Raw genomic sequence first — 16,186 nt, forward strand, 5'->3', positions numbered from 1 at the left:
CATATAGTTACAACACGCGTAAATGTTGCAATACAAAACTACTCAACGAAACTACTCATGATGTTCCGACGAACTTTGAGTGGTATATCCTTCAGGTTCTAGTTGGAATGTTGTGTGCGAAACAGAAACTGGAAAATGCTCACGCAAACAATCTTGAAGCTGGCTTAAAATATCCGCACACTGCCCCATCGTCAAATCGCGCTCAACAACAACATGCGCCATAAAAATAGGCATTCCTGTAGAAACAGTGCTTGCATGCAAATCGTGAACAGCAAGAACGTGCGGAACGTGTTCAAGATGGTCACGAACTTTTTCTATATCCAATCCTTCTGGAGTTTGCTCAAGCAAAACTTTTACAGCATTTTTAAGCAAGTGCAACGCTCTAGGAATCATCAAAATTGCTATAATTCCGCCAGCTACAGCGTCGAAACCGCTCCAATTTGTAGCTATCATAACTAATGCAGAAACAACTACTGCTACAGAGCCTAAAGCATCGTTCATAACTTCCAAAAACGCTGCTCGCATATTCATATTGTCTTTAGATTGAGAAACAAGAATTATAAGCGAAGCAATATTTGCAAGAAGACCTAGAATACCAAAGAAAAGCAGCTGACTTACACCGTGAATTTCATTATGACTTGCGCCAAAAAGACGCATCCCCGACTCCACAATCGCATAAACGCCTACAAAAAGAAGCACAAGAGCGCCAGCTGCAGCAGTAATCACTTCTAGCCTTGCCCACCCCCAAGTGCGCTTTGCATTAGGCTTTTTGCGCATTAAAATCGCAGTAACCGTAGATGCAGCTAAAACGGAAATATCCGTTAGCATATGACCAGCATCAATCAGCAAAGAAATCGAATTAGTTAAAATAGATCCGATTACTTCTGCCAAAAACACAATTGACGTTAACGCTAGTGATAGCGAAAGCTTATGCTGATGCGCGTGACTTGCGCTAATAGCATCTTGCAAAGAAGCGGCATTAGTTCCAGAAGTACTTAAATCATTCTTCTCTAAGATTTCACTGGAAGAGTTTGACAAATGATGATTATTCACACAAATCTCCTATGTTCATACAAATAAGTATCTCGATATCGTTTCTCAATATCATTCCCAATATGCCTTATACGCAATGAACCCCAGCCTAAGCTAGGGTTCACGCATAAACATCTAAAGATTAATTATCTAAAAACTTATTCTATTATTACTATTCGACAATTAACGCGCCGAGATGATGGGAAGTTGATTCGGCAATCAAATCATCTTTGAAATTGCCATTATCCGCCGCGTCGATTATTTCCATAGCATCGTCAACAACATTTGATTTCAAAGCATTAATCCAATGAATACGCGAGTCTCTTCCAAACCAGCCCATTTGCTTGCGCGCAAGTCGCCTAGTTTTTTGCGCAATATCGTCAAATGCTTCATCTTCACTACAAACCCCATCTAAATAGTCCATTATTTGCTTGTATCCCAAAGCCCTTATAGCAGTAACACCAAGCTTTGAGCGAATCTCTTTAACTTCGTTTACAAAACCCTGCTCGCGCATCATTTTTGTGCGAAGATCCACTCGTGCATCTAAATCTTCTCTACTTAAGTCCAATCCGATTTGCACGCAATCAATCAAATACTTGTATTTTGGCAAAGTTGCGGAATACGGCTTACCTGTTAGCTCAATAACTTCTAGCGCGCGAATTGTTCGGCGCGAATTTCTTGGATCCATATTTTTAGCAGCCACTGGATCCAGCCTTTGTAATTCTTCAAAAAGAGCCATTGCTCCTTGCGATTTTTCGCGCTCTTCCAAAGCTTTGCGAACATCAGGATTCGTGCCAGGAAAAGTTATATCATCTACAGCAGCGCGAGCATATAGACCAGAACCTCCAACAAGAATCGGGCGAATACCTTTTTCTTGCAAATCGCGTATGCATTGGCGCGCAAGCGTTTGAAACTTTGCAACGCTCATAGATTCTTGAGGATCAATAATGTCTATTAAATGATGCTTAACCGCGCTTTGCTCTTCTTTAGTGGCTTTTGCTGTACCAATATCCATATAACGGTACATTTGATATGCGTCTGCGTTAATAATTTCCGCTTTTACACCACGTTCAGCAAATTTCTTTGCAATCGCAATACCAAGACTCGTTTTGCCAGATGCTGTTGGTCCTACAATCGAAATCACTTTCGGCGGTTTGCACACAATGCGCTCCTACGTAGCAAATTTAAGCTAATAAAATTTAAGCTAATAAAAATAGACTTACTTCTTCTTAGCTTTTTTAGACTTTTCCGCAAGCAATCTAAGAGTATCTGCAGCTGCTTCTTCTGGAGCATGAGTATGGTGTTCCTCGTCTCCAGGCAAAGGATTAGCATAACCAAGATTCACATTAAGCAAACGCTCTGCTTGAGCCTCGTCAATCTTTTCCGAAAGCGCAATCTCCGATATAAGAATACTGCGAGCGCGAGCAAGCATACGCTTTTCTCCAGCAGAAAGTCCGTGTTCGTCAACGTCTCGCTGCGACAAATCGCGAACAACTTCCGCAATCTTATTAACATCGCCCGTGGCAATTTTCTCAACGTTAAGCTTGTATCTTCTAGACCAATTCATTTCTTTTTCAATGATTGGCGTACGCAAAATCTCAAAAACTTTAGCAACTTCTTTGGCGCCAACAATGTCTCTAACGCCAACTTTTTTAACATTATCTACTGGAACGTTAATCTCTAAACCATCTGAAGACAATACGACTAAGCGCAAATATTGCCTAGTAACACCCTTAACAGTACGTTCACTAATTTCCTCGACTCTAGCCGCACCATGACGAGGATAGACGACCATATCGCCGACTTGATAACCCACAGAACCCTCCGTATGCACAGAAAAACTCATTTCAGTTTCCCATAAGGCAAAGACTTGAGTGCTGCTAAATTATTTTTTTGACTTATTAGCCAAAGTTTACTCAAAACACACAAGACATACGCAAATAATGTTGTATGATAGACAACATGAGTACAGTATCTAACATCAATGAAGATGCAATCGCAGTGGCCGTTCGTCAAGACGTGCTTGCTGCGGTGAGCAACGCAGAATATTACAATCCGCACGAGGTCCTTGGTGGACATCTCGGAACTGGCAAAGGCGCTGGTACTGCCACTGTTCGCGTTTTACGACCAATGGCCAAGAAAGTAACAATTCTCACTAAGAGCGGCGAATACGAAGCTCAGCACGAATACAATGGCATTTTTGTTGCCACTATTCCTGCAACTAAGCACGCTAAAAGCAAAGAATGGTCTGTTCCTAGCTACCGCATACGCACTGTAGAGGTAGATGGAACTGAGTCTGTAGACGACGATCCGTACCGCTACTTGCCTCAAATCGGCGATATGGACATGTACCTGTTTGGCGAAGGCAGGCACGAAAAACTTTGGGAAGCACTAGGTGCTCATGTTAAAAGCATTACTGATTCTTGGGGTCTTGTAAGCCCAGAAACAGGCAAAATGGTTAAAAAAGTTACTGGAACATCCTTTACTGTGTGGGCTCCAAATGCTCGCGCTGTAAGAGTTGTTGGCAACTTTAACTATTGGAATGGCCGCCGTCACGCAATGCGTTCACTTGGCTCTAGTGGCATTTGGGAGCTTTTTATTCCAGGAGTAGGCGCAGGCGAGGTTTACAAGTTTGAGATTATGACTCAAGCTGGAAACTGGATTATGAAGGCAGACCCAATGGAGCGCTCGCACGAAGTTCCACCTAACACTGGTTCTGTTGTTGTTGACTCCGACTTTAAGTGGCACGATAACGAGTGGCTTGAGCATCGCGCAAAGACGAATGCACACGATGGTCCTGTTAGCATCTACGAAGTTCAAGCAAATAGCTGGAATCGCGATTACGACAATTATCGCGAGCTTGCAGATCACTTAGTTGACTACGTTCAGCAAGAAGGCTTTACTCACGTTGAGTTTATGCCTCTTACACAATATCCATTCTCGGGATCTTGGGGATATCAAGTTACTGGCTATTACGCTGTTGATTCCAGACTCGGAAGCCCAGACGACTTTAAGTACTTAGTAAACAAGCTCCATAAGGCTGGCATTGGTGTGATTATGGATTGGGTTCCAGCACACTTCCCTAAGGATGACTTTGCTTTGGGTAGATTCGACGGCACTGCGCTTTACGAAGACCCAGATCCACTTCGCGGCGAGCACCCAGATTGGGGAACGTACATATTTAACTTTGGCAGACACGAGGTTCGCAACTTCTTGGTTGCTAACGCGTGCTTCTGGCTTAGCGAATATCACGTTGATGCTTTGCGAGTAGATGCCGTGTCTTCTATGCTCTACTTGGATTACAGCCGCAAAGCTGGCCAATGGCGTCCAAACATGTATGGTGGACGCGAAAACCTTGAAGCTATCGACTTTATTAAGGAAGCAAACGCTACTGCATACAAGAATAATCCTGGAATTATGATGATTGCAGAAGAGTCCACTGCATACCAAGGCGTTACTGCTCCTACAGACATGGGCGGCTTAGGCTTTGGCTTAAAGTGGAACATGGGCTGGATGCACGACACTTTGCAATACCTTAAAGAAGAGCCGATTAATCGCCGTTGGCATCACAACGAAATCACATTCTCTATGGTTTACGCGTATTCCGAGCATTACGTGTTGCCACTTAGCCACGATGAAGTTGTGTACGGCAAGGGATCTCTTCTTGGAAAGATGCCTGGAGACGAATGGCAACAGTTTGCTGGCCTTCGAGCGCTCTTGGCGTATCAATGGTCTCACCCAGGAAAGAATCTTCTGTTTATGGGCGGAGAAATCGGCCAGTCTTGCGAATGGAACTTCAACAATTCGCTTAATTGGCACGAGCTTCAATGGCCATTCCATCAAGGAGTTCAAAAGCTGGTTGCAGATCTTAATGCTTTGTATAAGAGCTCTAGGGCATTCTGGAGCCAAGACTTTACGCCAGACGGATTCCAGTGGCTTACTAGCGACGATTCCGACCACAATACATTAAGCTACATGCGAATCGGAGACAACGGCGAAGAAATCGTTGTTGTTGTTAACTTCTCTGGTCAAGCTTGGCAAGATTACCAAGTGGCATTACCTAAGGGCGGAAAGTGGCAAGAGATTCTTACTACAGACGACGCTAAGTATTGCGGATCCGATATTCACAACGGCACATTTACTGCTGCAGCCGAAGAGTATCATTCCAGGCCGTATTCTGCAAGGATTACTGTTCCAGCACTTGGAGCTGTATTCCTTAAGCCACTAGATTAAGTTAATAATTAAATAGCTAAAAAGGAATCTAAACTAGGTAAAATGTTGGACACTCCATTACAAACAAGTGCTCCTCGAACAATTCTTGTTGTAGAAGACGAGCCAGATTTAGCTACAGCTATAGCACAAAGAATTGCTGCTAGAGGTTGGAAAGCTAGAGTTGTTTGCGATGGAGTGTCTGCCGTTAAAGCAGCGTTAAGCTTAAAACCAGACCTTATAATCATGGATATTATGCTTCCGCTTATGGATGGCATAGAAGCAACGCGAAGAATAGTATCTAAATGCCCGATTCCTGTTCTTATGCTTACAGCAAGAGACTCAGAAGCAGATAAGTTGGCTGGACTAAGCGCAGGAGCAGACGACTACGTTACAAAGCCATTCTCCCCTAGAGAGCTTATTGCAAGATGCGGTGCGCTTTTAAGAAGAGTTGAGCGCGCTGCAATAATAGCAAAAAGAGAACAATACAACACTTTAATTAAGTTTGGAAACTTGATTATTGACACAAAGCAGAGACTTGTTACGATTGGCGAAAAAGCAATCCACTTTACGCCTACAGAATTTTCTTTACTTACGACTTTTGCAAATCATCCTCACGAAGTGTTAAAAAGAGAAACGCTTTTAGAAAAAGTCTGGGATTGGCCAGATGCTTCGGGAACGCGCACAGTTGATTCCCACGTTAAATCTTTAAGACATAAGATTGGATCTGATTGGATTCGCACAATACATGGAGTAGGCTACGCTTTTGAGCCACCTAAAGAAGATTATGAGCCAGAATTTGATTCTCAAAAATAGCAAAGATCATAAGAACATAAAAAATAGCAATCTGCTAAAGCGTTCATTAAAAAATTCAATGAAGAATACTCTAAAAAGCCCACTAAAAAACCCACTGCCTCATCCTAAAAGCGCAATAGGATTTTTTACGTCATTAAAAGGCGAATTGTCTGCGATTATTGTTTTTGCAACCGCTATAGCATTTGTTATGGCATGGTTTTTACTAAAAGTTGGATTAAGTGGTTGGATTGCAATGCCACTAACTCTTGCAGTTGCATTAGGAATAACATACGCGTTTTCTAGAGGATTAACTTCCCCACTTAGACAAATGCGCGATGCTGCAGAAACGATGGCAGATGGCGACTATTCTGTGCGTGTTCAAATCGAAAGCAGAAAAGACGAAGTTGGAAAACTCACTCTTGCTTTTAACGAGATGGCAGAAGAACTAGAGCACGCAGACAACATGCGCCGAGACCTTATAGCAAACGTTAGCCATGAGCTTAGAACGCCTGTTAGCGCTTTGCAAGCAATGGTAGAAAACCTTGCAGATGGCGTTGTGGAGCCAACGCCTTCCAATATGGAAGCAATCGTAAATCAAACACATAAATTAGCTGATTTAATCACTTTTCTTCTTGACTTATCTAGAGTAGAAGCAGGCGCAGAAAGCCTTGTTATTACAAGCTTTGACTTTAAAGACTTTATTAACAACATTGTAGAAACAGTAAAAATCGCAGACGCGGGTCACAATCACAGCATAAGTCTTAATATTGAGAACAACATTATGCTTGTTGGAGACAAAAATCGCCTATCTCAATTGTTTACAAACGTAGTATCTAACGCAATCAAACATTCTGCAGACAACACTAAGATTCTTATAAGCGCTAAGTCGAATCACGAAAAAAATATTTTAGTTTGCAATGTTATTAATTTTGGAACACAAATTCCTGAAGAAAATCGAGCAGACATTTTCCGCAGATTTGTTAAGGGAAATCAAGGAATGGGAACAGAGTCTGGAGGAACTGGATTAGGACTTTCTATTGCAAGATGGGCTGCTCTGCTTCATCACGGAAACATTAGAGTTGTAGACGATAAGCGCGGAGTTAATTTTGAGATAACATTGCCGCTTACATATAGCGAATAGAAAGATTGCGCAAACTTTAATAGCATAATCGCGCAAGGCTCATAATCATGCAAGGCCCATAATCACGCAAATCTAAGAGTATAAAACGCTTTCTTTAGACCACACTCCAGCCAGCGCAAAACATGCAAAAACAGTAACACCGCTTTTATTTAGCTCTTTAACACAGTTTTTTAGCGTAGACCCCGTGGTAATAATGTCGTCTATAATAATCACTTTGCACCCGCTTTTAATGCCCTTTACGTTTACAGATAAACCTTTAGACGTGCGCAAAGACCTTTGCCTACTCCCCCTTGCTTGAACCGATTTTCCCCTTACATTAATCATTTTAATTGCTTTAACAAAAGTAGCATCGATGCCTTGTTTTTTAAGACTTTTAACAACATTTTTAGCTATTGGCTCCATATGACTTCTTCCGCGCTTTCTTTTAGACGCAAAAGACGAAGGAACTGGAATAATGGCCACTTTGCTTGAGCTTCCAACAACACTAATAATCAAGCTAAAAAGCAAGTTAGAAAAAGGCTTATCTAAAAGTTGGTTTCCATGATCTTTCCATTGCAAAATACACCTTCTTACAGCCCATCCGTATGTTGCACAAGAATAAATATTTTTGCAAAACACTCCGCTAAACGGATCCATATGCCACTTACTAAACTTTGATTTGCATTCTTTGCAAAGTACGCAATCTGCAATTGAGCAGCCAGCACAAGAAATTGGAAAAGCAAGATTAAGAATGGTCTTAAGCAAATTTACCCAAGAAACGTTGGAAATAAGCCGATTTTGTTTGCTTTTGTTAAGGTTTTTGTAAATCATAAAAAGACGATAACAATGCTAAAAACAAATGGCAATAAAATTAGAGCAATGTGGTTAAAGGCTTTTTACTTAAGACTTTAGTTAAGTATTTACTTAAGACTTTACTTAAAGACTTGCCAATAGCTTAGAGCATAATGCAAAAGTGTTATTAGGATTTTTTACGCAAATCGCAAGCGCTCCTGTTAAAGAAGTTGGGTAATCGTTACCACCTTTATACATACGATCTCCCACAAAAGCAACAGATTTTAGCGAAATTTCGCAAATACTACAAAGAGAATCAAGAGCATAAGCCTTGTTGTTTCCTTTGCAAACAATATCAACACTTGTCTCTCCGCCAGCTCGCACAGAAAAGTCGGGCAAATATGCAGAAATTTGTTCAGCTAGCTGCTCCTTTAGCTTGCCGCTAGGATCCCAATCCTTTTTAAGTTCGATTGGAGCAAGCTGCCCTAGTGCAGAAAAAGTGATTTGAGTACCACGATTTTCTATTTGACTACCCCAAAGGTCTTTGTCTCCACTACTTTTTAGCAATCCCATTTTTTTAGCGCAATCTTTAACAACGCAAATAATTCGATTTGCGTCTTTTACGGAAATCGTGTGAGAATACACGCATTTAAGACTGCCATCAACAATTCGATAATAGCTTGTTCCATTAGTTGGCATAATGTGAAAATTGTCTAAATTCGTAGAAGCAGGCAAAACGCTTAGAACTTGACTTTTAACAAGTCGCAAGTCTCCACCCGTAATTAGCGCAATTGGCATTTTATTGATTAAATCGCCAAAAACCTTGCACATTGGACTAGTCATAGGCTTTTTAGAACATGCAAGAGTGTTGTCTAAGTCAAAACCAATAAGCGAACACAAAGCAAGACGCTCACAAATCCCCTGCTCATTGTACTCATGAATATTTGGCTCCAACGCTTTCCTCCTGTACAAACTGTGCAATTCAAGTATTCCATATTATCAACATATTTACTACACCGTTTTGTGTTTGCATATTAATCAAATGCCCTAGCGTACAAATAAAGTTAAGTGTATGACGTCTTTAGTATGGGAACAAAAAAGATATAGAAACCGCCACGGACGCGGCATGCGTGCGCCAATGTTTGGCACGCGACTTCCTAGATACAGAACAGCCAGCGGAATGTTCGATTCAATGGTAGCAGCTCAAATTAGAAGACTTAACAGTGCTTGGTCAAATCTTATAAAAGACGTTCAATTTGCTGTAGAAGATGTTCCTCCAAGCCAGCCAGTTTTGTGGGAAAGTAATAAAAGAATAATGTCTCAAGCTTTTCCTGCATCTAAAGGAATACCACAAAGAATAGTTTTGTACAGACTTCCACTATGCACACACGTTACTAGCAGAGCTGAGCTTCAATACGCGATTAGAGACGAAATAGTGCAACGTTTAGCAGAATTGTACGGAAGAAGACCAGAAGAAATCGACCCAGATTGGGGATTGTAAATAACAGCCTAAAAAGCCCTAAGTCTACTTTACAATCGAAGGATTCGAGCGAACTTTAACACTTATACTGTTAGGGTCAAGCGACTTAGAAGGAATCCATGCAACGCCTGCAAAACCAGCATCGTTTACTGCTTTTGATTGAATCCTAGACGCAAACGAAACGCCAGACTTAGATTTAATAGTAAACATAACAGCTTTAGGATTAATATCTTTCGCTAAAATCGTTGAAACAGTATAAGACTTAACTTCAATAGTCTTAGACGCTACTTTTAAGCCAGAAGAATCGTAAGCACTAATCTTTACATTGGCATTATCAACAGATCCGTTTGCAATATGTAGCGAAGTTTCGTCTGCAGAAAATGGGGAAACAAGCGCACTATTTGTAATAGAACGAACTGAATTAACAAAAGCAATATCGCTTTGACCATCTTTGCCACTTTTTTCAACAGAAGCCATAGCAAAAATCGGAACGCTACTTTGCGCAAAAATCGCCCCAACGCCCTTAGGTACTTCTGGTAAATCAACAACTTGAATTTGTCTTGCACTAAAATCTACTTGCTTTATGCTCTTTTTTCCAGAATCATCAAGCCAATACAAATCGACTTTTCCGCTTTTATTAGACCAAATATAAGCTTTAGCTTGATCACCCTCAATAACACCTGGCAAAACAGGCTCTAAAGATGCTGATTCTTGCGGAGAAATAACATCCACGCCTTTAGAAACAAGACCAGATGAACGAATAAACTTAACGAACGACGAAACTGGAGCCTGTTCGCTTAAAACTTGAATATAAAGGCCATCCGACTTTTCTGCAGCTGCAGAAATGTTAAAGTAAGCGTCACTATGCGCTGGAACAGTAAAAGTGCTTCCTGTAGAAAGATTTAGTTGCGCGCCCGATTTATTAGTTGACCACGCTTTAACGCTTACAACAGTAGGCTTAGACGAAAGATTAACAGAGTTTAATCTTACAGAAACACCTTCCGCTATTCTTGGAATAATAAAGTTTTGGCGCATTGAAGGAGATACGCAAGAAGTGGCCGATAAGCCTTTTAAGTCGCCGTTTTTAGCCCAAGATGCAACAGATGCAGCAGACCCAGTTCCAGATTGCGCACTTAAAAGACTACTTTCCAAAACTTGAGCGTCTTTATCTACATTACTTTCTGCAAAATAAGCTCTATCTTGGCTTTCGCTTGAATCACTAGGATCACTAGAAGAACTAGAAGGATTGTTAAAAGATTTGTTAACTAAATCTTTAGAATCGCCAGCATATTTTATGCCATTAAGAGTGGACTTGTAAACGCTTCCAAAAGACGCATATCTGGATACTGACTTTAAGTCTCCTTCGGATTCTTGAAACTCGCTATCGCCATATTTTGCTGAATCTGGTAGAGCTATTCTGCTAGGGCAAACTGTTTGCAAATTTGTAGAACCAACACGCTTTTCTACGCTTCCAATAGGAAAAATCGGGTCGTCTGTTAGCTGTTTTAGTGGGCATACGCAAGACGCAACAACTGCACAAGAAACCAGTATTGCTGCGCTTAAAATAGACAAAGACCACAGTTTGAATCTTCTAAAACGAACAGAAGCGCTAATCGAAGCAGCATCTTGTGCATGACGATGACTATTTTTAGAATTCGTATCTGACTTCATTAATCTACCTGCCATTTATCCGTCTAATCAATCATAGCTTCTAACTAATCATCCTAATTATTCACGCTCTAATTATTCACGCTCTATTACGTTATTGCTGTTAAAACGAGGCAAAGCAACCAGGCAATACAATAGCAGCACTAAAGCAAAAACAACAATCCATGGAATTCTCCAAGAAAGTGGGCGCGAATGGCTATAAATCGAAGTTTTAGAAGAAGACATGTCTGCTACATCGTCGAATCTGCAATACGTTCCATGACTAGATGAAACAACAAGCTGAGTTCCTTCCGAAGCGTTTACGTTTGCAATCAACTTTTCTGTTGCGTCTTTATTTGCGTCTCCTTCTAATCCAATAATTGAATTATTAGCCGCTAAATTATTTTTGGCTTTAGAATCATTAACAATGTAAATTCCGCCAATACCAAGCTGCTTTAAGGTTACAATCGACTCATCGCTTGCGTGAGAAAGAAGCTTAGAAGCCGCGTAATAAAGCGTATTTGTGCTAGGAGAATGCCCGTATAAAACATCTCTAACTTGCAAAGATGGAGATAAGTCAACTAAATCGCCACGAGTGGTACGCATAAGCGAAATATTCAACTCACGACTATTCACAGCTTTAATCGCAAGAACGCGATTTGCACTATTCTTATTCAAGTAGTCCGAAACAACCATCGGCAGGCCACTATCGCTTGCGTAAACGGATGTTACAGGTCCGCTAATAATCGCAAATAATCCAAGCAAAACAGCAACAGCAAAAATTCCAAAAGCTAAAATTCCTCTTGCAAGATGAATAATCTTTTTCATCATTGCCTTAGCAGAACGATTCATAGCTGCACGCTTAGAAACGCGCGTAGTATAATCGTCTGGATTATTGTCTTGATTAGCAGAATTAGATTTTCGCAAAGGCTCAAACCTACGAACAGCTTTTCCTGCAACCATGCACATGCATGCAAGAACACCAAGTGCGCTTAAGCTTACGCCTGGAAGAACACTTGCGCTAATAGGACCGTCAAAATCTGAAGCAACAACAACGCGGCAAGCGACTAAAGAAAGCGCCATTCCGCTAACTATTACAACCCACATCATTCTTGAAGCTCTTAAAGCAAAAGGAAGAGCAAGCGCGCATAAAGCCATTAATACAGCTAAGGCTGCAAACACAATCATGATTATTCCGCGAAGTTGCAAAATTAACATTGAACCCGAAGAAAAATGATTCAAATCAATGTTAAACGCTCGAAGCAAAACATCTATATAATTACTAGCCCTAGGAGCACCATTTATTTTTTGAGAAGGCAAAGCCATACTAGCAAAAATTTGACGCCACATTCCAGTTCCAAAATAGCGCACAACGCTACCAAGCGTTGGCAAAAGAACCAAAACAGATGGAACAGGCATTAGCGCAAGCATAAAACGATGCGAGCGCACCATAATTATTGATGCAACAAAAATAACAAACATTGGCAGCAAAAGCTGAGGACTTGCAGCAAGGGGAACCATAAAGCACAAAGATGCGCAAGCTGCGCTTTGGATTGACGCAACTGGAACAACAGGGTCTTCTGTAACGTACATTCCTACAGCATGGAAAGCGAACGCAAATGCAGCTGGCAAAAATACCATTGTTAGAATCATTGGCAAATCGCCTCTAGCAAAAACGCCAAAAGCCATCGCAATCATTGTCCAACAAAGACCAGAGCACACTCGCACAATGTCTGATCTAGTAAACACGCCTGCGAGCGCCCAAAAACTTAGTAGCATAGCAGGAGCTGCAAGGAAAAATATAGCGTTTATTGCAGCTAACGTGTTACCACCAAACACAATGGAAGCTAGCATCCAAATCATAAGAAGCGGAGATGGAGGAAGAGGAGACGCAAAACCGTCGTCTGGAATATATGCTCCAATCGCAGACTTAAACAAATCACTAAAACTTGTTCCAGTAGAAAGAAGCTGGCTTGAATAAAGCGAAGATCCAGAAAGAATCTTATTAATTGGCGCTCCGTAAAGAAGTATTACGGTTGCAAAAACAAGTAGAGATGCACAAATTGCGGCGCTCCACCTAAACAAAACTCTTCTATGCAAGTGTTTTCTTGCAAGCGGACTTAAAATAACACCCTTTTTTTGAGTCTTAAAAGCAATAGTTTTGTCTTTCCAACGCGTAATTTGACTACGACTTGCTATAAGAGAAGTGAGTCGTTTTAAGGAAACTTTTGAAACTCTAGACACTCGTCTTCTTGCAAAAATAGCGCGAGGTAATTGTGCTAACGCAATCCAAGGAAGCATAAGACGCATAAACGCAACATACGGCTGCTTAGCAAACAAAGATTGCAGTGCTCGGATTATTGACATTGGAACAGAGCAAAGCCAAATAAGAGGCCACATAATAACGCTAACATCTGTATACATGTATCTTTGCTTTGCCATAATCGAATAAGCTAAGCCGTAGCAAACATTGGTTTTTTCTGCATCGCGCTCTTCGCCACTCCTAGTGCGAAGACCGTCAAAACGTGCTCTTCTATGCGCGATTCTGGCTTGTGGTACAACAACAACTCGCCCACCGCTTAAAACGACTCGCCTACAAAAATCGTTAGGCTCTTCAAAAGTGGTAAGCCAAGGCTGAGTTCCTCGCATTGTTTGCCAAGTGCTAAGCGAAACTAAAGCGCCTGCAAGAGAAACAGAATAGACGTCTCCCCTAAAATCGTATTGCTCTTGATCTGGCTCGCCTTCTACGCTAAGTGAATGCACTTTATGCTTCCACGCATACATGCCAACGTTATGAAGAATTTTTCCTTGCCAATCAACTTGTTTTGCACCAAGAACGCAAGCTGTTGGAGTGTTTCGCCAAGTCTCTCTTAAAGCTTCCAAGCATTTTGAATCGCAAGGTTTTGAATCGTCGTGCAAAAGCCATAACGACTTAACGCCTTGCAATGGCAAAAGTTTTCTTAAAGACTTTTCTACAGCATCTCCAAATGATTTTGCAGACTTAATTGGAAGAATAACAACTTTTACTTGCTTATATTGTTTGTAGGAATCAGTGTTATATCCATTAGCGTACCCATTGGCATACTCGTTACTGTACAACTGATTACTGTTGGAAAAATCTGCACTAGAAATTAATCCCGATAATTGAGTTGGCTCTATTTGAACGTTAAAAGACTTTACTAACTCTTTTTGTGTTCTACTAGCACAATCAGCTACAACAATAGTTCCAGGAAGAACACTTTGATTTATAACCGCTTGCAAAGTTTCTTCGTAAAACCGCGTATCTTGCTCAACGCTCATTATTGAAACAATAGAAGAATCAACCTCGCGAGGCTTTATTCTATTCATAGCAGAAAAGACTTGTAAAACATCGTTTTCAAAAGTGCAAGTTTCAGCGGTTATTGAATCCATACATAACAGTTTACGCAAGGGGTATGTATTATGCATGTTAAAATCTCAATAGAATACACTATAATGGTGATTTATATGTGCATTTACGAAAGAAGGAAGCATGGCAGCCTCTCGGTATAATCAAGACCGTCGGTACCAAACTAACTATTGGGACTCATCTGCACCACACCATACTCTCAATAGTCAAATGCTTAATAATACTCGTAAAATCATTTGCATGGCGATTATTGCCGTTCTAGTCTTTTTAACTACAATAATCGCATCCGTATGGCTTGACTTTTCTTCTACTATTAGTTCGCGCGTTATAAAAACCATCTCAACAAGCACCAAACAGATTCAGTCAATAGACCCTAATGCTGGTAAAACTATTAATATTCTTGTTCTTGGTCAAGATACTCGAGAAGGTAAGAATCGCGCTTTTCAGGGCGGCGGAGAAGACGAAAATCATCAATCAGACACAGCAATGATTGTTCAAATCAGCGCAGACAGGTCTTATATAAACATTGTTTCAATTCCAAGAGATTCAATGGTTAAAGCCGCATCGTGCAATACGTCTAAAGGCAGAATTCCAGCTAGACGTAAAGTTATGTTTAACTCGATTTTCGCACTTGGCTACGCTAAGGGAGGCGACTTAGCAAGCGCAGCATCATGTACGCTTGCAACAGTAAACGAAATTACTGGCTTAAACATAACAGATTTTATTGTTGCAGACTTTAGCGGTTTAAGCGATATGATTAACGCGATTGGCGGAGTAACCTTGTGCATTCCTGTAAACACTAGGGATTATTACACGGGCGTTAATCTAAAGCGCGGACTTCAACACCTTGATGGCGTGCAAGCAACACAATATGCAAGAATGAGGCACGACAGCGCAAGCGACGGAAGCGATATTATGCGAACAACGCGCCAGCAATATCTTCTTAAGCAACTTATTCATCAAGCTCTATCAAAGAATCTTCTAACACAGTCGAGTCAGCTTTATCAACTTGCAAAATCAGCTCTAAAGTCACTTAATATGAGCCAGGGTCTTGCAAACCCTACAACACTGGTTGGTTTAGCTGCAAGTCTTCGTAATCTAAAACCTTCGCACATTTACGCGCAAACAATACCGATTACAACCGACCCATACGATGCAAATCGTGTTATTTTAGACGAAAGTGCTCAAGACGTTTGGGATTTAATGCAAGAAGATAAGCCGTTAACTAAAGATTTAGGCGAAAAATCAAGTAAAAGTGAAAAGTCTTCAAAAAAGAACGCAAAAAATGGCAAAAAGTCTGCCTCTAAAGAAAACTCCGATTCTTCTAGTGCAGATTCTAACAACTCTGCGGAGTCTACAAATTCTGGCGAGAATAGCCTTAATTCCTCTAATTCCTATGCAGATTCAAATGCAGTTAAAATTGGGCGCGTGGATCCAAAAACTGGATTAGCAAAAGACAGCTTAGGTAGACTTATTGATCCAAATAGCGGCGGAATTGTTAACCCAGAAGACGGAACAATAAGAAACCCGCAAACTGGTCACTACATGGGAATTGCAGATAAATACCTAAATAATACAATATGCGCTGTTCCAAAAGGAAGATAATACACTAGAAAAAGCACGTTGTTAAATCGTTTATAACTACGTTGTTTTATAATGCCATTGGTAGTTTTCACTAATAATTATGCATACATATAGACGCCATCAATATTGCAAATGTATG

At 40.8% G+C, this 16,186-nt stretch carries 12 protein-coding genes; 5 read left to right on the forward strand and 7 right to left on the reverse strand.

The window, feature by feature from the left end:
- Positions 1–51 precede the first annotated feature (51 nt).
- From NYP67_RS04910 to NYP67_RS04920, 3 genes are all read right to left on the reverse strand, one after another.
- Positions 52–1,053, reverse strand: a complete 1,002-nt coding sequence (locus tag NYP67_RS04910; protein WP_004574945.1) for a cation diffusion facilitator family transporter — start codon at positions 1,051–1,053, stop codon at positions 52–54.
- Positions 1,054–1,204: 151 nt separating this feature from the next.
- Entirely contained in the window at positions 1,205–2,194 is a 990-nt protein-coding gene (miaA, locus tag NYP67_RS04915) for a tRNA (adenosine(37)-N6)-dimethylallyltransferase MiaA (RefSeq protein ID WP_472781531.1), read from the reverse strand.
- Between the two features lie 57 nt (positions 2,195–2,251).
- Positions 2,252–2,848, reverse strand: a complete 597-nt coding sequence (locus NYP67_RS04920) for a CarD family transcriptional regulator (protein WP_346284357.1) — start codon at positions 2,846–2,848, stop codon at positions 2,252–2,254.
- A 146-nt stretch (positions 2,849–2,994) separates the two neighbouring features.
- On the opposite strand from NYP67_RS04920, the gene glgB reads away from it, so the two are divergent.
- Genes glgB through NYP67_RS04935 form a run of 3 tightly spaced genes read left to right on the forward strand, consistent with a single transcriptional unit; the run spans position 2,995 to position 7,177 of the window.
- Positions 2,995–5,265 (forward strand): 1,4-alpha-glucan branching protein GlgB, encoded by a 2,271-nt coding sequence (gene glgB / locus NYP67_RS04925; protein WP_472781532.1) that lies wholly within the window; start codon positions 2,995–2,997, stop codon positions 5,263–5,265.
- A gap of 42 nt (positions 5,266–5,307) precedes the next feature.
- On the forward strand, positions 5,308–6,057 hold the full coding sequence (locus NYP67_RS04930; RefSeq protein ID WP_004131998.1) for a response regulator transcription factor: 750 nt from the start codon (positions 5,308–5,310) through the stop codon (positions 6,055–6,057).
- On the forward strand, positions 6,029–7,177 hold the full coding sequence (locus tag NYP67_RS04935) for a sensor histidine kinase (protein ID WP_115761585.1): 1,149 nt from the start codon (positions 6,029–6,031) through the stop codon (positions 7,175–7,177). The genes NYP67_RS04930 and NYP67_RS04935 overlap by 29 nt, the downstream gene beginning before the upstream one ends.
- Positions 7,178–7,249: 72 nt before the next feature.
- Here NYP67_RS04935 and NYP67_RS04940 read toward each other — a convergent pair whose 3' ends face one another.
- Together NYP67_RS04940 and NYP67_RS04945 are read right to left on the reverse strand one after the other, a co-directional pair.
- Complete coding sequence (locus tag NYP67_RS04940; protein WP_016800780.1) at positions 7,250–7,987, reverse strand: ComF family protein; 738 nt, start codon at positions 7,985–7,987, stop codon at positions 7,250–7,252.
- Positions 7,988–8,092: 105 nt separating this feature from the next.
- Entirely contained in the window at positions 8,093–8,902 is an 810-nt protein-coding gene (locus NYP67_RS04945; protein WP_473411274.1) for an HAD-IIB family hydrolase, read from the reverse strand.
- Positions 8,903–9,020: 118 nt separating this feature from the next.
- Here NYP67_RS04945 and NYP67_RS04950 point away from each other — a divergent pair, with 118 nt between their 5' ends.
- Entirely contained in the window at positions 9,021–9,449 is a 429-nt protein-coding gene (locus tag NYP67_RS04950; protein ID WP_004131993.1) for a metallopeptidase family protein, read from the forward strand.
- A gap of 24 nt (positions 9,450–9,473) precedes the next feature.
- Here NYP67_RS04950 and NYP67_RS04955 read toward each other — a convergent pair whose 3' ends face one another.
- Positions 9,474–11,099, reverse strand: coding sequence for a DUF5719 family protein (locus NYP67_RS04955; RefSeq protein WP_004574641.1), 1,626 nt, complete (start codon positions 11,097–11,099; stop codon positions 9,474–9,476).
- Positions 11,100–11,171: 72 nt separating this feature from the next.
- Positions 11,172–14,486 carry a glycosyltransferase family 2 protein gene (locus NYP67_RS04960; protein ID WP_115756777.1) on the reverse strand — a complete coding sequence of 1,105 codons (3,315 nt, stop codon included), beginning with the start codon at positions 14,484–14,486 and terminating at the stop codon, positions 11,172–11,174.
- 100 nt (positions 14,487–14,586) lie between these two features.
- Between NYP67_RS04960 and NYP67_RS04965 the strand changes: the two genes are divergently transcribed.
- Positions 14,587–16,068, forward strand: coding sequence for an LCP family protein (locus NYP67_RS04965; RefSeq protein WP_253254043.1), 1,482 nt, complete (start codon positions 14,587–14,589; stop codon positions 16,066–16,068).
- Positions 16,069–16,186 lie beyond the last annotated feature (118 nt).

This window comes from Gardnerella sp. c23Ub_4, from assembly GCF_055804115.1.